Here is a 20,858-nt window from a genome sequence, read left to right as displayed (position 1 = left end):
ACTTCCCTTTGCGTGCGCGCCGGCTCGGACCGAAAGAACGACACGGTCGGTTCGGGCGAAGGCGCAGTGGCGTGGCCCCGAGGCGCGCTCGCGGGACGCGCGCCGGTTTGCGGCGGGGTCGGGGCGTCACCGTCGCGTTTACCGAACAAGCTCACAGGGGGATCTCCGTCTTCAGCAAGCTCGGCACGTTAACGGCGCAAAGCGTGACGTGCGACGCATTCGGTCGCCGTGCGCTGCATCACGTGTGCGCAGGGCTACTCGAGCCGCGAGCGCTTCACGCTCTCGACCGCGATGCCGCGGTCTTCGAGCAGCGTCCCCTGCGCGCGATCGAGTGCGACCACCGAGGCGTGATAGACGCGCAGCGCCGCGATCTTCTGGCTTTCGGCCTCGACCAACTGCGACTCGCGCAGCAGCACGTCGAACGGCGTCGACTCGCCGTGCTCGAGGCGAATCTGCTCTGCGCGGTGCTGCTCCGCCGCCGCGACGCGGCGCCGCTCCGCGGCCTCGATGCCCTGGATGGCGCTCTGCAGGTTGCGGACGGCGTCGCGCACTTCGGCCACGATCGCCTGCCGCGTGCGGTCGACGAACGTCTCCGCCTTGTGCAGCTCGATCTCGGCGATGCGCACGTTCGAGCGCGCGGTCGTGTTGCCGATCGGCACCGACACGCGCGCGCCCGCGGTCCAGGTGCGGCTGTCATCGCCCTGGAAGAAGTCGTCGTGCGTGTCGCCGTACTGATCCGGGCCCGCGATCGGGGGGAACACGATCGTGCCGAGGTTCACCGTTTGCCCCACGCCCGAGAGGCCGTGGGTGCCGTAGCTGCCCACCAGATCGACCTGCGGCAAGCGCTGATTTTTCGCGAACTTGGTGCGGATCCGCTGCACTTCGACTTGACGCTCGGCCACGAGCAGCTCGGGGCGGTTCCGGAGCGCCTTCTCGGTGGCGACGGTCGGGTCCACGTCGAGCTTCTGATAGTTCTCGGGCGAGTCGGCGACGACGATCTCGAGGCTCGAGGTGGGCGAGAGCGCGGGCCCGAACACGATGTCGATCACGCGGTCTTGCGAGGACCGGTAGAGATTCTCCGCGGCGATCAGCTGGAACTCGCGCTGCGCGACGCCCGCCTCGGCCTCGGTCACCTCGACCTTCGAAACGACGCCCACCTGGAACTGCGCCTGCGTCTGCTTCAAGAGCGCACGCGAGGTCTCGAGGCTCTTCTTGGCGACCTCGAGATTTCGCGAGGCCGCGGACAGGGTCCAGTACGCGTCTTCCGTCCCGCGCACCACGTCCATCAGGTTCTTGCGGAAGCTCTCGTGCGCGATCTCGCTGCCCTTCGCGGCGAGGCGCACGCCCACCCAGGGCTGGCCGAAGAGGAAGCCGCGCAAGAGCGGGGCGCTCAGCGCGAAGGTCACGTTCGCGCGGTACTCGGGGTTGAGGCTCGCGATGCCCGAGCTCGTTTCGAGCCGCGACCCGCTGTATCCGAAGTCGTACTGCCAGCCGATCATCGGCAGGACGCCGCTCACGCCGGTCGAGCCGCGCGTGTCTTCCTCGAGCAGGAAGCCGAAGCCCTGGAAGATCGAAGCGATCGGCAGGCTGCTGTCGCGGTGATCGGCGCTTCCGTAGAAGGTCGGCTCGTGCACGCCCCACGCTGCGCGGCGCTGATAGTCCGCGATCGCGGGGTCGTAGCGGAACAGCTCGACGTCGGTGTTGCGCTCGAGCGCGCGCGCGATCGCGTCGCGCAGCGTGAGCGGCAGCTGGCCCGTAGGCGGCGGCGGGAGAGACAGATCGGTCGCAGCGCTCGGGTCTGCGCCGGAAGCATCGGCCGCGGGCGCGGCTTCCTCCTGCGCAACCCCCGCGGACGACAGCCCCAACGCCGCGCTCATGGCGCACGCCAACACAAGTGCAGAACGCATCGGCAGTTCCCCCAGATCGAGCTCTCAGGCGCGAGCGGGGCACGGTACCGGCATCGCGGGAGCGCAGCGAGGCGCGAAACGGGACAGCGCGGGTGAAAGGCGAGGGCCTCATTCCTACGATGCGCCCATGACGACGGCGGCGCTCGTGCTCGGAGCTGGCAGTGGCGCGCGGCTGCGCGAGAGCGCGGGCGCGCTTCTGCCCCCGAAGGCGTTCGTTCGGCTCGGCGGCCAGACGCTGCTCGCACGCTCGATCGACGCGCTGCTCGCTTCGGGCGCGGTCGACCTCGTGCAGCCCGTGCTCCCGGCAGACGATCTCGCGCGTTGGCCCGAGATTGCACGCGAGCTCGCAGATGCAGCGCGGGTCGCCGCGCCAGTCGTAGGCGGCGCGACGCGCCAGGCTTCCGCGCGCGCGGGGCTCGCGGCGCTGCCAGCCCACGTCCTGCTCGTGGCGGTGCACGACGCCGCGCGCCCGCTGGTCGCGCCCGCGGACGTTGCGCGCGTGATCGCGACTGCGCGCGAGCACGGCGCGGCACTCCTCGCGGCGCCGCTGCGCGACACGATCCACCGCATCGCGAACGGTGCGATCGCCGCGACGCCGGCGCGCGAGGAGCACGTCGCCGCGCAGACGCCGCAAGTGTTTCGCGTGAGCTTGCTGCGCGAGGCGCTCGACAAAGCCGAACGCGACGGCATCGTCGCGACCGACGACGCGGCACTCGTTGCGCGGCTCGGAGTTGCAGTGCGAGTGGTGATGAGCAGTGCGGACAACCTGAAGATCACCACCGCCGCGGACCTCGCGATTGCCGAGCGGCTGCTCGCGGTGCGCCCGTGAAGCATGCGCGCATCGGCCACGGCTTCGACGCACATCAGCTCGCGGAAGGCTACGAGCTCGTGCTCGGCGGCGTGCAGATCCCGTACGCGCGCGGGCTCGCCGGGCACAGCGATGGCGACGTGCTGCTGCACGCCATCGCGAGCGCGCTGCTCGGCGCGCTCGGCCTCGGCGACCTCGGCGCGCACTTCCCGAGCAGCGACCCGCGCTGGAAGGGCGCCGCGAGCGCCGAGTTCGTGCGCCACGCGCTCCGCCTCGCGCGCGAGCGCGGCTACGCGCTCGGCAATCTCGACGCGACCGTGATCGCCGAACGCCCGCGCCTCGCGCCGCATCAGCCCGCGATGCGCAGGCACGTGGCCGAGTTGTTGGGCGCGAGCGAGGCCGACGTGAACGTGAAGGTGACGAGCACCGACGCGCTCGGCGCGATCGGGCGCGGCGAAGGCATCGCCGCGCAGGCCGTGGTGTTGCTCGTGCCTGCGGAGGCGACGTGAGCGAGGCGCGCCTTCAGCTGTTCAACTCGCGCACGCGGCGCAAGGAGCCGTTCGTCCCGATCGAGCCCGGCCACGCGCGCGTCTACTCGTGCGGCCCGACGGTGTACTCGCCGCAGCACATCGGGAACATGCGGGCGTATCTGTTCGCCGACTTGTTGCGGCGCGCGCTCCTGGCCGAGGGGCTGCGCGTGACGCACGTCATCAACATCACCGATGTGGGCCACCTCACGGACGACGCCGACGCCGGTGAGGACAAGATGGAGGCGGCGGCGCGCAAGACCGGGCGTCGCGCTCTCGACATCGCGGCGGAGTACACTGCGCAGTGGCTGAAGGACAGGCGGCGCCTCAACTGCGCGGACCCGGATGTGCTGTGCAAGGCGAGCGAGCACGTCGCCGAGCAGATCGAGATGATCCGCAAGCTCGAGGCGCGCGGCGTCACCTACCGGATCGACGACGGGATCTACTTCGACGTCGCGAAGTTCCCGCGTTACGCCGAGTTCGCGCAGCTCGATCTCGCGGGTCAGCACGGCGCGAGCCGCATCGCGGACGTGCCCGGCAAGCGGAATCCCGCCGACTTCGCGCTCTGGAAGTTCGCATCGGCGGGAGTGAAGCGGCAGCAGGAGTGGGACGCGCCGTGGGGCCGCGGTTTCCCCGGCTGGCACATCGAGTGCTCCGCGATGAGCACGAAGTATCTCGGCGCGAACTTCGACATTCACACCGGCGGGGTCGATCACTTCACCGTGCATCACACGAATGAAGTGGCGCAGAGCGAAGTGGCGCTCGGCTTGCATCCTTGGGTTTCGGTCTGGATGCACAACGACTTTCTCGACCTGCAGGGCGAGAAGATGTCGAAGTCGAAGGGCAACGTTTACGTCCTGCAGGACCTGATCGATCAGGGCCACCTCGCGCTGTCGTTCCGCTTCTTCTTCTTGCAGGCGCACTACCGCAAGCAGCAGTCCTTCAGCGACGACGCGATGACGAGCGCCGACCGCGGCTACCGGCGTCTGCTCGCCAGCACCGCCGCCGCGCGCGCGGCGACCGGCGCCGCCGACGCCGCGCGCATCGCCCCGTGGCGCGCTCGCTTCCACGACGCGGTGCGCGACGACCTGAACGCGCCGCGCGCGCTCGCCGAGACGACCCTCATGCTGCGCGCGCCCGACCTAACACCTGCCGACCAGCGCGCGCTGCTCGCCGAGTTCGACGCCTGGCTCGGCCTCGATCTGCTCACCGCCGAGCTGCCGCCCGCGCCCGCGGAAGAGAGCGACCCGCGCATCGACGCACTCGTCGCCGAGCGCGAGGCCGCCCGCAAGCGGCGCGACTTCGCGACGAGCGACCGCATCCGCGACGCGCTCGCCGCCGAGGGCGTCACGATCGTGGACACGCCTCAGGGCGCGAAGTGGAGGCGGGGGCCGAAGTAACCCGTGATGCGCGGTTTTCGGGGACGTTCCGCAAGTAAGTAAAGAAACTCCCCCCTTTTCTTTACTTTCTTGCGGAACGTCCCCGGTCGATCCGCGCCCGCTCGGCTTCCTGGCTGCCGGCCGTCTGACTTTCCCCCCTGCGCAGTCTGACGAGGCGGCGTACGTTCGGACGCTGCGTCCGAACCCTACGGGTCGGAACGCGCCCCAAGGAGTCGCCATGACCGCGAACAACACGCCGTACACGCTGATCTCGTCGGACACGCACGCCGGCGCGAGCGTCGAGGGGTACAAGCCCTACCTCGACGCGAAGCATCAGGCGCTCTTCGACGAATGGCGCGGCACGTATCGCAATCCGCAGAAGCAGCACATCGGCTCCAAGAAGCACAAGAACTGGGACGACACGGAGCGCATGCGCGACCTCGAGGCCGAGGGCGTCGCGGGCGAGATCATCTTTCCGAACACCGTGCCGCCTTTCTTCAAGACGAGCGTGCTGATCTGCGGCAATCCCTCGCGCGAGGACTACCCGCTGCGCTGGGAAGGCGTGAAGGCCCACAACCGGTGGCTGCTGGATTGGTGCGCGGAGTTCCCGGATCAGCGCGCGGGCATCGCGGTGATCTACCTGAACGACATCGATGCCGCGATCGAGGAAGTGAAGTGGGCCGCGAAGGCCGGTCTGCGCGGCGGCATTCTGCTGCCCCACGTGCCACCCGACTGCACGCACATCGCGCCGCTGTACTCGCCCGACATGGATCGCTTCTGGGCCGTGTGCCAGGACCACGACGTCGTGCTCAACCACCACGGCGGCACCGGCTCGCCCGACTACGGCCCGTGGAAGATCTCGCTGCCGATCCGCCTGCTCGAGACGCCGTGGTTCTCGACGCGCAGCTACGCGCACATGCTGCTGAGCGGCATCTTCGAGCGCTTCCCGAAGCTGAAGTACATCGTGACCGAGAGCGGCTGCGCGTGGGTGCCGGCGACGCTGAAGAACCTCGACGGGATCTGGGAGCGCGTGCGCAGCGGCGCGGTCGGTGAGTTCCAGTTCGCCGACGGCGCGATGCCACCGAATCCGCCGAGCTACTACGCGAAGCGGAATTGTTATTACGGCGCCTCCGCGCCTTCGCGTGGCGAGCTCGCGGGCCGACACGAGATCGGGCTCGATCACCTGTGCTGGGGCAACGACTATCCGCACTACGAGGGCACGTACCCCAACAACTTGAAGTCGCTGCGGCACACGATGCACGACCTGCCCGACGCCGAGCGCCGCATGATCCTCGGCGAGAACGCCGCCAAGCTCTACAAGTTCGACCTCGCGAAGCTCGCGCCGATCGTCGCGCGCTGCGGCCCCACGCCCGAGCAAATCTCGGTGCCGCTCGGCCCCGCCGAGATCCCGCAGCACGTGCACACGAACGCGTTTCGCTAGGCGAGCGCGCGCGGCCCCGGCGCGGCAGGCGGACGTTTCGGCCGGGCCGATTTGACCGGTCATTTCGGCCCGGCCGAAATGACCGCGCCGCTACGGCGTGAACCACACCGGCGAGGTCCACGCGCGCTCCTGGATCGTGCGCTGGATGCGCGGGTGCGAGCAGCCGTCGGGGCGCTGGCCCTCGGGCAGCGCGTTGCACTTCCACGTGGTCCAGCGGCAGGTCGGCGCCTCGACCACGCGCGCGTAGTAGACCGCAGCGCGCGTGGCATCGAGCTCGGGGTCGCTCCACGTCGCGCACAGCGCGGCGGGCCCCGTGCCGCGCACCTCGCAGGTGTTCTCGTCGAGCGCCGCATCGCCCTGCGCGGCCGCCACGTCGTAGATGGCTTCGTGGAACGCGCCGTCTTCCCCGTGCCACGCCTTCACAATTTGCAGACGCTGCAGCGGCGCGCTCAGCGGGTCGCCTTGCGCGGCGACGTAGAACGTGAGCTTGGCGTCCGCCGACGGGCGCGCGGGCACGCTGCCGCCCATCGGCACGCCGCGCGCGTAGCCCGTCGCGACGAGCTCGCCGCTCCCGCACACACCGGCGGGCAGGTCCCAGCCCGCGAACAGGCGCGGCTGGATGCGCGTGCCGCTCGTCGCGAACGCTTCGCGCCGCGCGAGCGCGTCGAAGATCGCGTCGCGCGAGTTCTCCTCCGCCCACACGCCCGCGAGCCCGCCCGCGCTCGTGTACGCGGTCGCGCGCAGGTTCTTCCCCACCGTGAGCGCCTCCTCCGGCGTCTCGCCGAAGCTGCCGACGTGGCTGCGCTCGGCGACGTCGCCGGGGTTGCCGAGGTGCGTGTCGGTGGAGCCGATGAAGCCCACCTCGTACGGATTCACGCCGATTCGTTCGCGCTCTCTGAGACCCTCGATCAGCGCGTAGCGCGCGTAGTCGAGGCGCGAGGTGCAGCCGCGCCCGGCCTGCGCGCCTTCGCCGGTGCCCTCGCCGCAGTCCTCGAGATCGGCTGCCATGTCGCGCGTCTTCTCGAAGCCGCACAGCTCGTCGGGCCCGCCGACGACCCCCGCGAAGTTGTTACGGCACTCCGATTCGCCCTTGTTCTGCACCATCTCGACGAGCGGCTCGAGCCCGGCGCGTAGCTTCGCCTGCTCGCGCTGCTCCTCGAGCGGCAGGTCGCGGTACCAGATCGCGAACAGCTGCCCGTTCGATAGATTCGGGTTGTGCGGAATCGCGATCGCGTCGCAGCCCGAATCGGTGTCGACGCACTGCGCGCGCAGCTTGCGCCAGAACTCCGGCTCCTCTGGCGTGTCGATCCATGAGATCGGCAGCTCGGGCACGATCTCGTTTCGGAAGATCACGTTGCGGTGAATCTTCGTGGACGCGGGCGAGCGGCTGTACTCGAAGCCGTGCAGCGTGGTGAACTCGCACGCGGCGCTGCGGTCGGTCCAGCGCTCGGTCGCGGCTTGATTCTCCTCCCACACGGTGCGCGTGCGCGCGCGGCAGCGCGCGGCGCCTTCGCCGCAGATCTCCTCGTTGCGGCCGACGAACGCGACGAGCCCCGCGATGCGCGCGCGGAAGCCCTTGAGGCGCAGCACGCGTGCGACCCACGAGCGCTCCTCGCCGCGGCCGATCCTGCACGAATCGGTGTCGTACACGTCCGAGCTCGGGTCGCTGCAGAGCGAGGTCTCTCCCATCCACTCCGCATGATCGGTGACGGCCGCGAAGTCGAGCGGCCGCTCGAGCTGCGCCACGGCCGCGGGCCTTCCCTCGGCGTCGAACGGCGGGATTCCGAGCGCGTGGCCGCGCGCGAAGCGGTAGGCGTCGTCCGGCGTCGCGATCGTGCCCTCGGCCCAGGCGTCCATCGAGACCCCTGTGTGCACGTGCAGGTCGCCGAACAGCGCGCGCCGCAGCGGATCGCGCTGCGCGCACGCCTCGCGCGGCGCCGCTGCGCGCTTCTGCGCAGGCTGCGAGTCCGGCACCCACGGCTGCTTCCCAGGATCGGGGACGCCGCACGCAAGGACGAGCGCAGCCGACGACGCGAGAGCGAGTCGCTGCATGCGGAGTCCCTCCGCGCGGGACTGTGCCACGCGCCGCCGCGAAGTCGCGCGCGGAGTTAAGGTGCGCCGATGTCCTCCGAGCGCTTCCAGATCGTGAGCGAGTTCAAGCCGCAGGGCGATCAGCCGCGCGCGATCGCGGAGCTCGTCGAAGGCGTGCAGCGCGGCGCGCAGCACCAAACGCTGCTCGGCGTCACGGGCAGCGGGAAGTCCTTCACGATGGCGTGCGTGGTCGAGGCGCTGAACCGCCCCGCGCTCGTGATGGCGCCCAACAAGACACTCGCGGCGCAGCTCTACGCCGAGTTCAAGGAGCTCTTCCCCAACAACGCCGTCGAGTACTTCGTCTCGTATTACGACTACTACCAGCCCGAGGCGTACATCCCCTCGAGCGACACCTACATCGAGAAGGACTCGTCGATCAACGACGAGATCGACAAGCTGCGCCACAGCGCGACGCACTCGTTGCTGACGCGCAAAGACGTGCTCGTGGTGGCGAGCGTCTCGTGCATCTACGGCCTCGGCTCGCCCGAGACCTACGGCTCGATGCTGGCATTCGTGGAAGTGGGGCAGCGCATCGAGCGCGACGACCTGCTGCGCCGCCTGGTCGACATGCTCTACACGCGCAACGACCACGACTTCCAGCGCGGCAGCTTCCGCGTGCGCGGCGACGTGATCGAGGTCATCCCGCAGTACGAGAGCGAGCGCGGCGTGCGCATCGAGCTGTTCGGCAACGAGGTGGAGTCGATCGCCGAGATCGACCCGCTGCGCGGCAAGGTGTTAGGCCGACCGAAGCGCACCGTGATCTACCCCGCGAGCCACTACGTCTCGACGCAAGAGCGCATCAAGAAGGCGGTCGCGGGGATCCGCGACGAGCTCGCTGAGCGGCTCCGCCAATTCCGCGAGCAGGGCAAGCTCCTCGAAGCGCAGCGCCTCGAGCAGCGCACGATGTTCGACCTCGAGTCGCTCGAGGAGATGGGCTTCTGCCCCGGCGTCGAGAACTACTCGCGCTGGCTCGACGGCCGCAGCGCCGGCGAGACGCCGTACACGCTCTACGACTACTTCTCCAGCGAAGGGCTCGTGTTCCTCGACGAGTGCCACGTCTCGGTGCCGCAGATCGGCGCGATGTTCCGCGGCGACCGCGCGCGCAAGGAGACGCTCGTGGAGTACGGCTTCCGCCTGCCCAGCGCGCTCGACAATCGCCCCTTGCGCTTCGACGAGTGGGAGGCGCGCGCGAAGACGCGCATCTACGTGAGTGCGACGCCCGCCGAATACGAGCTCACGAAGTGCCACGGCGTGGTGGTCGAGCAGATCATCCGCCCCACGGGCCTCGTCGATCCGCAGGTGGAGATCCGCAAAGCGACCGGGCAGGTCGACGACTTGTTGGGCGAGATTCGCGCGCGCGTGGCGCGCGGCGACCGCGTGCTCGTGACGACGCTGACCAAGCGCATGGCCGAGCAGCTGACCGAGTACTACGCCGAGCACGGCGTGAAGGTCCGCTACCTGCATAGCGACATCCAGACGATCGAGCGCACCGAGATCATCCGCGAGCTGCGCGAGGGCGTGTTCGACGTGCTGGTGGGGATCAACTTGTTACGGGAAGGCCTCGACATCCCCGAGGTGTCGCTCGTGGCGATCCTCGACGCGGACAAAGAGGGCTTCCTGCGCTCGACGCGCTCCCTGATCCAGACGATCGGCCGCGCCGCGCGCAACGTGAACGGCACCGTGATCCTGTACGCCGACAAGGAGACCGACTCGATCCGTGAGACCCTCGCGGAGACGAATCGCCGGCGCGACGCGCAGCTCGCCTACAACGCGGAGCACGGCATCACGCCGAAGAGCGTGGTGAAGAAGATCGCGAGCCTGCGCGACTCGATCTGGGAGCAGGACTACGTGACGGTGCCGACGCGCGCGGAGAAGAAGAAGCGCGAAGCGGATGTGCCGTGGCACGAGTTGCCGCTGGTGATCGCGGCGCTGAAGCGGGAGATGAAGGAAGCGGCTGGGAAGCTCGAGTACGAGCGGGCGGCGGAGATACGGGATCGAGTGAAGCAGCTCGAGGCGGAGCGGCTGGCGCGGACCTGAGTTGTTGGGGGGGGGTCGCGTCGCTCGTTCGGGGCACCGCCGCGCCTGCTCTTGCTTCTGCGTTCGCTCGTGCCCCTTACGGGGAGAGTGCGGATCGGTCGGCGTTGAGCCGACCGATCCGCAACGCTGCGCGCGTGTTGGTTGCTAGGAGGCGAGCGGCGCTGCGGCGCAATCGCAGGAGGCGGATTGCAGGAGGCTTGCTCGGAGTGATCTCTTCTCTCGCGAACCGCGCGCTTCTGCGACGTCGGCGGAGAGAATCGCGGCGAGGCGGCGCTCGGCGGGCTCGGTCACGGGCGGAAGTGAAGGCGCGAATCCCGCATGAGTCAACGCGGGCCTCAGGCAAGCTCTCGTCGTCGGAGGTTTTCATGCGTCCCACCAAGTCCACTTCGCTCTTCACCCGCATCGCGAAAGCGACTTCGCGCGCGACGGGGCGTCCGCTCGCGTTCAGCCTCGCGGTCAGCGTGATCGCGCTCTGGCTCGTGACCGGCCCGCTGTTCGCGTACAGCGACACCTGGCAGCTCGCGATCAACACGGGCACCACGATCGTCACGTTCCTGATGGTGTTCTTGATTCAGGCGACGCAGAACCGCGACTCCGAGGCGATCCAGATCAAGCTCGACGAGCTGCTGCGCGCGACGCGCGGCGCGCACAACGCGCTGCTCGACCTGGAGGAGCTCGAGGAGCACGAGCTGGAACAGATTCGCGCGGCCTACGTCGGGCTCGCGCGCCGGGCACGCGTGGAGCTCTCCCGCGGCGGGAGCGACACGGACACACCCGAGGCGCGCTGAAGCGATTTGCCTTGCAGCGCGCGCGAGCGCTGGGCAACTTGCGCGCCCAACAAGTCCGGGGGGCTCGCGATGCGGCTCGAATACTCGTTCGCGCTCGATCAGGTCGAGGTGCCGCGCTTCTCGGTGGAGGCGGTCGAGGGCATCGGCAAAGTCTTCACGCTCGCGGTCACGGTGCTGAACGTGCTGTCGTCGCGCGCGCAGGTCGACCTCGTCTTCCACGGCCTGAACCCCGACGACCCCGGCCGCAAGATCGAGGCCTTCAAGAAGATCGTGGACAGCGCGGAGTCGGGCTTCCAGCTCCAGTACGGAATGGGGCAGGGCGGCTCGGTGCCGGGCTCTTCCTCTTACTACCAGTGGGTCAAGCTGCGCAGGCTCAAGTGAGATATTCTCGCGCGCGGCGGAACTGCACGCGCGGGCTCGGTTTCGGTCGCGGCGCAATCGTGGAATGAGGCTCGCGTGATCCAGGCGAAGGGCATCGTCAAGCGGTACGGGGATTTCGTCGCGGTGGGCGGCGTCTCTTTCGAGATCGGCGCGGGCGAAGTGGTCGGCTTCCTCGGCCCGAACGGCGCGGGCAAGACCACGACGATGCGCATCCTCACGGGCTTCCTCCCGGCGAGCGACGGCACCGCGCTGATCGACGGCCACGACATCTTCCACGAGCCGCTCGCTGCGCGCCGCGCGATCGGATACTTGCCCGAGACGCCGCCGCTCTATCCCGAGATGGACGTGCAGGGCTACCTCACGTTCGTCGCGAAGCTGAAGGACGTGCCGCGCGCGGGGCGCAAGCTGGCGGTCGAGCGCGCGATGGAGCGCTGCGGGCTAGCGGACGTGCGGCGCCGCGTGATCGGCGCGCTCTCGAAGGGCTACCGCCAGCGCGTCGGCATCGCGCAGGCCATCGTGCACGAGCCGAAGGTGCTGATCCTCGACGAGCCCACCGTCGGCCTCGATCCGATCCAGATCCAAGAGATTCGCGCTCTGCTCGCCTCGCTCGCGACCGACGCCGAGGGCAAGCACACGATCGTGCTCTCGACGCACATCCTCGCGGAGGTCGAGGCGATCTGTCGGCGCGTGATTCTCATCAACAACGGGCGCGTCGCACTCGATCAGCCGATCGCAGAAATCACCGCAGGCGGCGCGAGCCTCATGGAGGCGTTCACGCGCGCCACGCAGCGCGAGGAGCCCGCGCCGGCCGCGCCGCCGAGCGAACCGCCGCAGGCCGAGGCGACGCCGTGAGACACACCCTCGCCATCGCCGGCCGCGAGCTGCGCTCGTACTTCGTGTCGCCCGTCGCGTACGCGGTGCTCTCGCTGTGGGCGGTGATCGCGGGCTTCTTCTTCGTCGCGCTGATCGCGTTCTACGCGCAGGCGCAGAGCTACCCCGACCCGCAGGTGCTGGAGCGCCTCAACCTGCACGAGCAGATCCTCGCGCCGCTGCTCCAGACGATGTGGATCGTGATGCTGTTCGTGGTGCCGGCGCTCACGATGGGCCTGTTCGCCAACGAGAAGACCAACGGCACGCAGGAGCTCTACCTCACCAGCCCGATCACGATCTGGGAGCTGGTGTTAGGGAAGTACCTCGCGACCGCCGCGATGGTGACGCTCTTGATCGCGGTGCTCTGCGGCTACGTGGGGCTGCTCTTCTACTACGGGAACCCCGGCCCCGAGCGCGCCCAGACCGCCGTCGCGATCGGCGGCTTCTGGGCGGTCGGACTCAGCTACGCCGCGGTCGGCGCGTTCTTCTCCTCGCTCACGCGCAGCCAGGTGATCGCCTTCATCCTCACCTTCGTCGTGCTGTTGATCCTGTTCCTGGTGGGCGACATCGCGGGCCAAGCCTCCGCCGCCGCCGCCGGGAGCAACGCCTTCGTCGAGCACGGCATGGCCGCGGTGAAGTGGCTCTCCTCGGCGCAGCACTTCGAGGAGCTGCTCGGCGGGCTCGTGAACACGCGCGCGCTCGCGTACTTCGCGTTCGTGATCGGCGCGTTCCTCGTCGTCACCAAGACCGCGATCGAATCCGTGAGGTGGCGCTAGCCATGAAGCGCTTCGCGAGCCTGTTCGGATGGATCGGCGCGGTCCTGATCGTGTTCGCCTTCGTGTCGGCGCTGGTCGAGACGCTTTCCAGTGGCGTGATCGTGCTCGACGCGGTGCTCGAGCAGTTTGCGTGGAGCATCGGCAACTTCGTCGTCGGCCTCGTGCTCGTGCTCGTCTCGATCGGCGCGAATCTCGACGGCGTGCGCGCGCGGCTGCGCTCGGGCGAGGCGCGGCGCGCGAGCAAGTACGGCACCAGCGCGATCCTCGGGATGCTGTTCACGATCGCGCTGCTCGGCATCGGCGCATACTTCGTCACGCAGAACGAGACGAAGTGGGACTTCACCGAGGCGAAGCTGCACTCGCTCTCGGAGCAGACCGTCACCACGATCACCGGGCTGAAGCAGCCGCTCGCGCTCACCGCGCTCTACAACTCGTTCGAGCACGCGCGGCTGAACGAGCTCCTCGCGAAGTACCAGGAACTGGCGCCGGATCGCGTCTCGATCGAGGTGTTCGATCCCAACAACAAGCCGGGCCGGCTGCGCGAGCTCGGCATCTCGAACGAGCGGCTCGCGAGCGGGCTGATCCACGTGAAGCTCGGCACGGAGACGACCGAGGTCACGGAGCCGACGGAAGAGGCGCTCACCAACGCGATCGTGAAGCTCACGCGCCGCAGCGCGAAGAAGGTCTACTTCTCGGTCGGGCACAACGAGCGCGCGATCGAGGGCGACGCTGCGAAGGACGGCGCGGGCATGAGCCAAGCCGTGGAGGCGCTCACGAACGAGGCGTTCGAGGTGAAGCCGCTCTTGCTCGCGTCGGGCGCCGAGGTGCCCGAGGACGCGCATGTGCTCGTGCTCGCGGGCCCGACGCGTCCGTACATCGAGGCGGAGCACGCCACGCTGCAGCGCTACCTCGAGCGCGGCGGCTCGCTGCTCGTGCTGATGGACCCGCGCGCGCAGACCGACCTGCGCGGCGATCTCGCGAAGTGGGGCGTCACGGTCGGCGACGACGTGGTGGTCGACATCGTGCAGGCGCTCTCGGGCAGCCCGTACACGCCGTTCGCGGCGCAGTACGGCGACCACCCGATCACGCGCGTGCTCGGCGACTTCACGCTCTACGCCGCCGTCAGCAGCGTGAAGCCCGCGAGCGAAGGCAACGGGCTCGAGACGATCGTGACGACGGGCGAGCAGAGCTGGGCCGAGACCGACTTCGCGAGCCTGCAGAGCCAGGACCCACGGCCGGATCCGGAGAAGGAGATCGTCGGCACGGTTCCGATCGCAGTCGCCGGAGAAGCCGTCGTAACTCCCGCGGAAGGCAAACAGCGCGGCAAGCTCGTCGTGTTCGGCGACTCGGACTTCGCGACGAATCAGTGGATCGGGCAGTTCCGCAACCGCGACATCTTCCTCAACAGCGTGAACTGGCTGCTCGGCGAGCCCGAGGGCATCACGATTCGCCCGCGCCGGCCCGGGGCGAGCCAGCTCGCGGTCACCGACGACACACTGCGCAGCATCCGCACCGCGGCGCTGTTCGTGGTGCCCGAAGGGATCGCCGTGCTCGGCGTGATCGCGTGGTGGCGCCGGCGCCGCGCGCCGGGACGCTGACGTCGTAGGTTCCGCCATGAAGCCTTCCCGCACGTTGTTACTGGCTCTGCTCGTCGCGCTGGCGGGCAGCGCGCTCTGGTGGTTCGAGCTGCGGGAAGACGCGAAGCCCGAGGGCGATGCCGCGCAGACCGAGGTGTTCCCCGGCGTCGAGCAGGACGCGATCGAGTGGGTCGAGCTCGCGCAGCCGGACGGCGGCGTCGTGCGGCTCGAGAAGCGCGGCGAGAAGTGGCGCATCGCGAAGCCGATCGACTTCGCGGCCGACGAGTTCGCCGCGGGCGGCATCGCCTCCGCTCTCGCCGATCTCGCGAGCAGCACCGTGTTCGATCCCGCGGCCGAGGACGCCGCGCTGCACCCCGAGCCGCTGGGCAGCTACGGCCTCACGCGCGAGCCGCGCGTGCGCTTCGCCGCGGGCGGGAAGACTTACGCGCTGCGCCTCGGCGACCCAACCCCCGTCGCGGGCAACACCTACGTCGCTGCGGAGGGCGACGCGCGCGTGTTCGTGGTGCCGCAGTGGCAGACGAATTCGCTCACCAAGACGCTGCAGGAGCTGCGCGAGACGCGGCTCTTCGACTTCGAGCGCGAGAAGGTGACGAAGATCGCGCTCACGTGGGCGGGCGGCGCCGCGACGCTCGAGAAGAAGGGCGACGACTGGCGCCTCGCGGCGCCGCTCGAGGACGCCGCGGACGACATCGCGGTGCAGTCGCTGATCAGCGACCTCCAGGGTCTCCGCGCGGAGGAGTTCCTCGACGCGCCGCCGCCCGACGCCGAGCTCGGCTTCGCGGCGCCGCAGTACCGCGCCGAGCTGACCCTCGAAGGCGGCGCGAGCTATGCGCTCACGCTCGGCGCCGCGCGCGAGGGCTCGCGCGTCGCCGCGCGCAGCGGTGCGAGCGGCGCGGTGGAAGTCGAAGGCTCCGTTCTCGAGCGGCTCCCGAAGAGCGTGACCGCGCTGCGCGACAAGACGCTCGGCTTCTTCGCGACGGGCGACGCGAAGGCTTTCACGCTGAAGTTCAGCGGCGAGGAGTCGCTCGTCGTGACAGGCACGAACGGCGCGGACGGTTGGAAGGCCACGCCGCCGATGGCTCCGGGCGCCGCGAGCGCGCTCGTCGCGGAGATCGCGTCGCTCAGCGGGGAGAGCATCGCTGCCGAGTCGTTAGGCGAAGCGGAGCTCGCCGCGTTCGGCCTCGCGCCCGCGCGCGCGCAGCTCGTCGTGCGCGGCGAAGGGGAGGGCGATGTGGCGCCCGTGCTCGCCGACGTGCGCCTCGGCGTGCTGCGCGCCGGCTCCGGGCTGGCGGCGATGCGCGCAGATCGCAGCGTCGTCTACTGGGTCGCCGAATCGCGCGCGAGCGCGCTGCCGCAGAGCGCCGCGCAATTCCGCGCGAGCTTCGCGGAAAAGGTGGAGCCGGCGCCTCCCGAATGAGCGCGCGGAACGAGTCGCTCGCGCGGCTCAGCCGCCGAAGATGCCGGCGCGCGCGGCTTCGAGGGCGTCGCGCAGTCGCGTGAGCCCGTCTGCGCCGAGCGGCGCGCGGAAGATCTCGCCGCGGCTCGCACGCAGGTAGCGCTCGCCTTTGCCCGCGCGCGTGCGGTAGCCGAAGCCGAAGCCGTCGGGCGTGAAGTACTCGACGTCGGTGGCGTTGCGCGCGCCCGAGGCGATCACTTCCTCGATCACGCTGATCGTGCGCGTGAGTCCGTCGACGTCGCGCGGCTCGAGATAGAACCTGCGCTCCTTCTCCGGGATCTCCGGCCGATTCACGGTGAGGCGAATGCCGAACAGGCGCTTCTCCTCGAAGCCCGGCTCGAACACGCCGAGCGACTCGATCTCGAGCGCGCCGCCGCCCACGAACGGGATCGGGGGCTGCGCCGCGTGGCGCACCACGACGACGCGGTCGGGCGTGTGCTCGATCATCTGGCGCAGCGGGTGCATCTGCACCGTGGGCGGCGCCGGGTAGGGCGTCAGCGCCATCGGCTGGCCCTGGGGCGTGTAGACGAGGATCTGCAGCGGCGGCTGAGGCGTCGCGCTGCCCGGTGCGGCGCCGGGGGATTGCGCCGCCGCTGCCGCCGCGATGCCGAGCCCGCAGAGCGAAGTGATCAGGCCGCGCATCGCCGAGTCCTCGTTGTCAGGTCTTGGCCGCCGCGAGCCCCGCCAGCATTGCGGCGTGCAGCGCGCCGTTCGACGCCAGCACACTCGCTCCGCTGCGGAACTCGCCTCCGCCCACCGTATCTGTGACCCGCCCGCCCGCCTCGGTGACGATCAGCGTCCCCGCCGCCACGTCCCAAGGTTTCAGCTTGAACTCCCAGTAGGCGTCGAAGCGTCCCCCGGCGACGTAGCAGAGGTCGAGCGCGGCGCTGCCGTCGCGCCGCACCTCGCGCGCGTTCTTCAGGAGCGCGCGGAACTCGCGCGTGTTGTCGTCCTCGGTGATGGCCTTGTCGTAGGCGAAGCCCGTGGAGACGAGCGCGCGCCGCAGGTCGGCCTCGCGCGACACCGAAATGCGTCGCCCGTTGCGGAAGGCGCCGCCGCTGCGAACGGCGTGATAGAGCTCGTCGAGCAGCGGGTCGTAGACGACCCCACACGCCTGCGCACCCTCGCGCTCGACGCCGATCGAGACGGCGAAGCGCGGGTAGCCGTGCGCGTAGTTCGTGGTGCCGTCGAGCGGATCGATCACCCAGCGATACGTCGCGCCCGGCTTCTCCGTGCCGCCGCCTTCCTCCGCGAGCACCGAGTCGTGGGGGCGCTCCTCGGCGAGCGCGGCGACGAGATGCGCCTCGCAGGCGCGGTCGACCTCGGTGACGAGATCGTTCGGCTGGCTCTTGGAGTCGATCGTGCGAACGGCCTCGTAGCTCGCGCGCTGAATCGCGCCCGCCTCGCGCGCGAGGCGCGTCGCGAGCCCCAACAAGCGCTCGAGCTCGCTCGCCGCGCTCACGACGGGAGCCCGAACAGCGCGCGCGCATTCGCCGCGGTCGCGTGCGCGATCTCCTCGAGCGGCCGCTGCTGTGCGAGCGCGAGCGCGGCGCCCACGCGCGCCACGTTCGCCGGCTCGTTGCGGCGCCCGCGCAGGCCCTCGGGCGCGAGCAGCGGCGCGTCGGTCTCGACCAGCACGTGGTCGAGCGGCAACGCCGCCGCGACGTCGCGCAGCCCGCGGTCTTTCTTGAACGTGAGAATCCCGGAGAACGAGATCAGCAGGTTCGCGTCGATCGCGCGGCGCGCGAAAGCGAGATCGTGCGTGTAGCAGTGCAGGACACCGCGCACTTCGCCGCGACCTTCGGCCCGCCAGATGTCGAGCAGCTCCTCATAGGCGTCACTCGTGCGGTCGCGCACGTGGATCGAGACCGGGAGCCGCAGCTCGCGCGCGAGCGCGACGTGCCATGCGAACACCTCGCGCTGCTCGGCGCGCGGCGAGTGCTCGTACCAGTAGTCGAGCCCGCACTCGCCGACCGCGACGACGCGCGGCGCGGTGAGCCACGCGCGCAGCTGCTGTTTGCCCGCGTCGTCGAGCTGCCGCGCATCGTGCGGGTGCACGCCCACCGTCGCGAACACGCGCGCGTCGCGCGCCGCAAGCTCGACCGCGCGCGCATTGTGCGCGACGCCGTAGCCCGCGCCGATCGCGATGAGGGTGTCGACGCTGCCCGCTGCCGCGCGCGCGATCACGCCGGCCTGGTCGCCGCCGAACTCGTCGGCGGTCACGTGACAGTGCGAGTCGATCCACATCGCCGCGCCAACTTCTTGTCAGGCCGCGGGCGCGGGCGGCGCAAGGCGCGGGAAGAGCGGGGCGCCCTTGGCGATGGGCGTGCCGGGCGCGACTGCGCGCACGTGCTCGGGGAGGAGCTCGCTCAGGCTTGGGTAATCCGTGGGCTCCGAAGCCCCGAGGCGCGAGAGGATCTCCCGCGACGCATTCGGCAGGAATGGAGCAAGCAGCCGCCCGAGTCGATGCAGCGCCTGGCACGACCAGTAGAGACAGGTCCGTACCGCACCCTCCGAGCCCGGCACCCTTGCCGCCTTCCAGGGAGCGCATTCGTCGATGTATCGGTTTGCTGCCGTCGAGAGCTCCACGATCGCTTCGAGGGCGAGGTGGAATCGGACATCGCCGTCCCACGCGGCGAGCACGCCGAGCGCTTTCCGCCATGCGGAGTCGAGAGCGGCCGGTTCGACCCGCGAGTCGGGCTCTGGCACTTTCGCTGCGCAGTTCTTCTCCACCAGATTCAGCGTGCGGCTCAGCAGGTTGCCGAGGTTGTTCGCGAGGTCTGCGTTCACGCGCTCGACCAGCGCTTCTTCCGTGAAGTTCGCGTCGTTGCCGAAGCTCATCTCGCGCAAGAGGAAGTAACGCGCCTGCTCGAAGCCGTAGCGGTCCCGTAACAGCTTAGGCGCGATCATGTTGCCGAGGCTCTTCGAGACCTTGCGCGCATCGACGTTCCAATAGCCGTGCACGTTCAGGTGCTTCGGCGGCGCGAGGCCGATGGCTCGCAGCATGATCGGCCAGAAGATCGCGTGCGGCTTCAAGATGTCCTTCGCGATCAAGTGCTCGGCCGCGGCCCAGCGCGCGTCGAACTCGCCGGATTGCGCGTCGATCGCCTTCTCGCCGTCGAAGCCCGCGCCGGTCAAGTAGGTGATCAGGGCGTCGAACCACACGTAACACACGTGGTCGCGATCGAAGGGCAGCTCGATGCCCCAGTCGAGCCGCGTCTTCGGGCGCGAGATCGAGAGATCGCCGAGGCCGCTCGCGTCGCGCAGCATGCCGAGCACTTCGTTGCGGTAGCGCTCGGGGCGAATGAAGTCCGGGTGTGCGTCGATGTGCGCGCGCAGCCAGTCGAAGGCGCGGCTCATCAGGAAGAAGTAGTTCGTCTCGTTGCGGCGCTCGGGCTTGCGCTCGTGATCGGGGCAAACGCCATTCACGAGGTCGCGCTCGGTCACGAAGCGCTCGCAGCCGACGCAGTAGTCGCCCGCGTACGTGCGCAGCTCGATCCAGCCCGCATCGTGGACGCGCTGGAGGAGCGCCTGCACGTTGCGCACGTGGCGCTCGCTGGTGGTGCGCACGAACGCGCTGGGGTGGATGCCGAGATCGTTCCAGGCCGCGACGAACAGCGGCGAGATGCGATCGACGAGTTGGCGCGGCGTCTCGCCGTTCTTGGCGGCGACCTCGACCATCTTCTCGCCGTGCTCGTCCGTGCCCGACACGGAGAACGCGGTGCGGCCGTGCAGGCGGTGCCAGCGCACGAGCGTGTCGGCGAGGATCGTCGTGTAGGTGTGGCCGATGTGCGGCGCGCCGTTGGCGTAATAGATCGGCGCGGTGACGAAGTAGTGGCCGCTCACGAGAGGGCCTCCCGCAGCGAGAGCAGCGCGCGCTCGGCGACCATCTGCGGGTTCGCGTTGCGCTGCGCCAGCGCCTTGCGGCACTCCGACAGCTCGCCGAACGCGCCGAGCGCGCCGCGCACGTCGCGGCCTTCGCCGGCGCCGCGCGCGATCTCCTCGTGCAGCCACGCCGCGCCCACGCCCAACAGCTCGCCCACCTTCGCGGCCGCGATCGCGCGCGGGCCGCGGAACTCCTCCGCCCAGTCGAGCAGCGCGGGCAGCGGCATGCGGCCCGCGTCCGCGAGCCGCGCCGCGAGCTCGCGCACTTCCTCGGGCGCCTCCGGGCTCGCGGGGCTGGGCGCGCGCTCGAAGGGAAAGTCGACGCGCAGGCAGCGCGAGCGCACGGTCGCGAGCAGCCCGGCCGGGCTCGCGCACACCAGCACGAAGGTCGTGCGCGGCGGCGGCTCCTCGATCGTGCGCAGCAGGCCGTTCTGCGCTTCTTGGTTCAGCCACTCCGCGTCTGCGATCACGGCGGCGCGCCGCCCGCCGCTCGTGCCCTTCAGGCGAAACACATGCTGGAGCTCGCGCACCTGTTTGATCGTGACGCGCGTCTTCTCTTCCCCGCGCTCGACCCATAACAAGTCGGGGTGGTCGCCGACGTGGCGATAGAGCGGGCCGCTCTTGCCGTCGCCGTCGAGCGCGACCGGCGGCTCGCTGCCGCGCGAACGCCGGCACGCGGGGCAGGCTTCGCACGGCAGCTCACCGGCGGCGTCGCCCGCGCACGCGAGCGCGCGGACGAACCACTCGGCCGCGCGGCGCGGCGCCTCGCCGGGGCCCGCGAACAGGTAGGCCCCGTGCACGCGGCCCGCGCGTAGCGCGGATAGCAGTTTTTCGCGGGCATCCATGGTGGCGCGGCAGTCTACGGAGCGATCTCTCGAATTCCACGCGCGCAGGCGGCCCACCTGCCTCAAGTC

Annotated in this window: 18 protein-coding genes; 11 read left to right on the top strand and 7 right to left on the bottom strand. The window is 70.0% G+C overall.

Going from position 1 to position 20,858, the window contains the following annotated elements:
• Positions 1 to 254: 254 nt before the first annotated feature.
• Positions 255 to 1,877 carry a TolC family protein gene (locus FJ091_05080; GenBank protein ID MBM4382725.1) on the bottom strand — a complete coding sequence of 541 codons (1,623 nt, stop codon included), beginning with the start codon at positions 1,875 to 1,877 and terminating at the stop codon, positions 255 to 257.
• Positions 1,878 to 2,034: 157 nt separating this feature from the next.
• On the opposite strand from FJ091_05080, the gene ispD reads away from it, so the two are divergent.
• The 4 genes from ispD (at position 2,035) to FJ091_05060 (ending at position 6,062) form a co-directional block, all read left to right on the top strand.
• Positions 2,035 to 2,736: a 2-C-methyl-D-erythritol 4-phosphate cytidylyltransferase gene (ispD, locus tag FJ091_05075; protein MBM4382724.1), complete on the top strand. Its 702-nt coding sequence runs from the start codon at positions 2,035 to 2,037 to the stop codon at positions 2,734 to 2,736.
• Positions 2,733 to 3,224 carry a 2-C-methyl-D-erythritol 2,4-cyclodiphosphate synthase gene (locus FJ091_05070; protein MBM4382723.1) on the top strand — a complete coding sequence of 164 codons (492 nt, stop codon included), beginning with the start codon at positions 2,733 to 2,735 and terminating at the stop codon, positions 3,222 to 3,224. The genes ispD and FJ091_05070 overlap by 4 nt, the downstream gene beginning before the upstream one ends.
• Positions 3,221 to 4,642, top strand: a complete 1,422-nt coding sequence (locus tag FJ091_05065) for a cysteine--tRNA ligase (protein ID MBM4382722.1) — start codon at positions 3,221 to 3,223, stop codon at positions 4,640 to 4,642. Before FJ091_05070 ends, FJ091_05065 begins: the two co-directional genes overlap by 4 nt.
• 217 nt (positions 4,643 to 4,859) lie before the next feature.
• Complete coding sequence (locus FJ091_05060) at positions 4,860 to 6,062, top strand: amidohydrolase (protein ID MBM4382721.1); 1,203 nt, start codon at positions 4,860 to 4,862, stop codon at positions 6,060 to 6,062.
• Positions 6,063 to 6,152: 90 nt separating this feature from the next.
• On the opposite strand, the gene FJ091_05055 is transcribed toward FJ091_05060, so the two are convergent.
• On the bottom strand, positions 6,153 to 8,114 hold the full coding sequence (locus FJ091_05055) for a DUF3604 domain-containing protein (protein MBM4382720.1): 1,962 nt from the start codon (positions 8,112 to 8,114) through the stop codon (positions 6,153 to 6,155).
• Between the two features lie 69 nt (positions 8,115 to 8,183).
• Here FJ091_05055 and uvrB point away from each other — a divergent pair, with 69 nt between their 5' ends.
• The 7 genes from uvrB to FJ091_05020 all read left to right on the top strand — a co-directional run bounded on the left by uvrB (position 8,184) and on the right by FJ091_05020 (position 16,020).
• The gene (uvrB, locus tag FJ091_05050) at positions 8,184 to 10,190 is read left to right on the top strand and encodes an excinuclease ABC subunit UvrB (GenBank protein MBM4382719.1); all 2,007 of its coding nucleotides are present in this window, start codon (positions 8,184 to 8,186) and stop codon (positions 10,188 to 10,190) included.
• A gap of 365 nt (positions 10,191 to 10,555) precedes the next feature.
• The gene (locus FJ091_05045) at positions 10,556 to 10,978 is read left to right on the top strand and encodes a low affinity iron permease family protein (protein MBM4382718.1); all 423 of its coding nucleotides are present in this window, start codon (positions 10,556 to 10,558) and stop codon (positions 10,976 to 10,978) included.
• A 69-nt stretch (positions 10,979 to 11,047) separates the two neighbouring features.
• Positions 11,048 to 11,359: a hypothetical protein gene (locus FJ091_05040; GenBank protein MBM4382717.1), complete on the top strand. Its 312-nt coding sequence runs from the start codon at positions 11,048 to 11,050 to the stop codon at positions 11,357 to 11,359.
• A gap of 75 nt (positions 11,360 to 11,434) precedes the next feature.
• On the top strand, positions 11,435 to 12,211 hold the full coding sequence (locus tag FJ091_05035) for an ABC transporter ATP-binding protein (GenBank protein ID MBM4382716.1): 777 nt from the start codon (positions 11,435 to 11,437) through the stop codon (positions 12,209 to 12,211).
• Entirely contained in the window at positions 12,208 to 13,005 is a 798-nt protein-coding gene (locus FJ091_05030; GenBank protein MBM4382715.1) for an ABC transporter permease subunit, read from the top strand. The genes FJ091_05035 and FJ091_05030 overlap by 4 nt, the downstream gene beginning before the upstream one ends.
• A 2-nt stretch (positions 13,006 to 13,007) precedes the next feature.
• Positions 13,008 to 14,603, top strand: a complete 1,596-nt coding sequence (locus FJ091_05025; GenBank protein ID MBM4382714.1) for a GldG family protein — start codon at positions 13,008 to 13,010, stop codon at positions 14,601 to 14,603.
• A 16-nt stretch (positions 14,604 to 14,619) separates the two neighbouring features.
• Positions 14,620 to 16,020, top strand: coding sequence for a DUF4340 domain-containing protein (locus tag FJ091_05020; protein MBM4382713.1), 1,401 nt, complete (start codon positions 14,620 to 14,622; stop codon positions 16,018 to 16,020).
• A gap of 27 nt (positions 16,021 to 16,047) precedes the next feature.
• On the opposite strand, the gene FJ091_05015 is transcribed toward FJ091_05020, so the two are convergent.
• Genes FJ091_05015 through FJ091_04995 form a run of 5 tightly spaced genes read right to left on the bottom strand, consistent with a single transcriptional unit; the run spans position 16,048 to position 20,789 of the window.
• Complete coding sequence (locus tag FJ091_05015; protein ID MBM4382712.1) at positions 16,048 to 16,701, bottom strand: hypothetical protein; 654 nt, start codon at positions 16,699 to 16,701, stop codon at positions 16,048 to 16,050.
• A gap of 16 nt (positions 16,702 to 16,717) precedes the next feature.
• Positions 16,718 to 17,521, bottom strand: a complete 804-nt coding sequence (locus FJ091_05010) for an inositol monophosphatase (protein ID MBM4382711.1) — start codon at positions 17,519 to 17,521, stop codon at positions 16,718 to 16,720.
• Positions 17,518 to 18,306 (bottom strand): TatD family hydrolase, encoded by a 789-nt coding sequence (locus FJ091_05005; GenBank protein MBM4382710.1) that lies wholly within the window; start codon positions 18,304 to 18,306, stop codon positions 17,518 to 17,520. Before FJ091_05005 ends, FJ091_05010 begins: the two co-directional genes overlap by 4 nt.
• A gap of 18 nt (positions 18,307 to 18,324) precedes the next feature.
• Complete coding sequence (locus FJ091_05000) at positions 18,325 to 19,905, bottom strand: methionine--tRNA ligase (protein MBM4382709.1); 1,581 nt, start codon at positions 19,903 to 19,905, stop codon at positions 18,325 to 18,327.
• Positions 19,902 to 20,789 (bottom strand): hypothetical protein, encoded by an 888-nt coding sequence (locus tag FJ091_04995; GenBank protein MBM4382708.1) that lies wholly within the window; start codon positions 20,787 to 20,789, stop codon positions 19,902 to 19,904. The genes FJ091_05000 and FJ091_04995 overlap by 4 nt, the downstream gene beginning before the upstream one ends.
• Between the last annotated feature and the right edge of the window lie 69 nt (positions 20,790 to 20,858).

It is taken from the genome of Deltaproteobacteria bacterium (genome assembly GCA_016875395.1).
In the GTDB taxonomy this organism is placed as follows: Bacteria; Myxococcota_A; UBA9160; order UBA9160; family UBA6930; genus VGRF01.
Note: the sequence above shows the minus strand (reverse complement) of the source record. Positions and strands in the feature narration are given on the sequence as shown.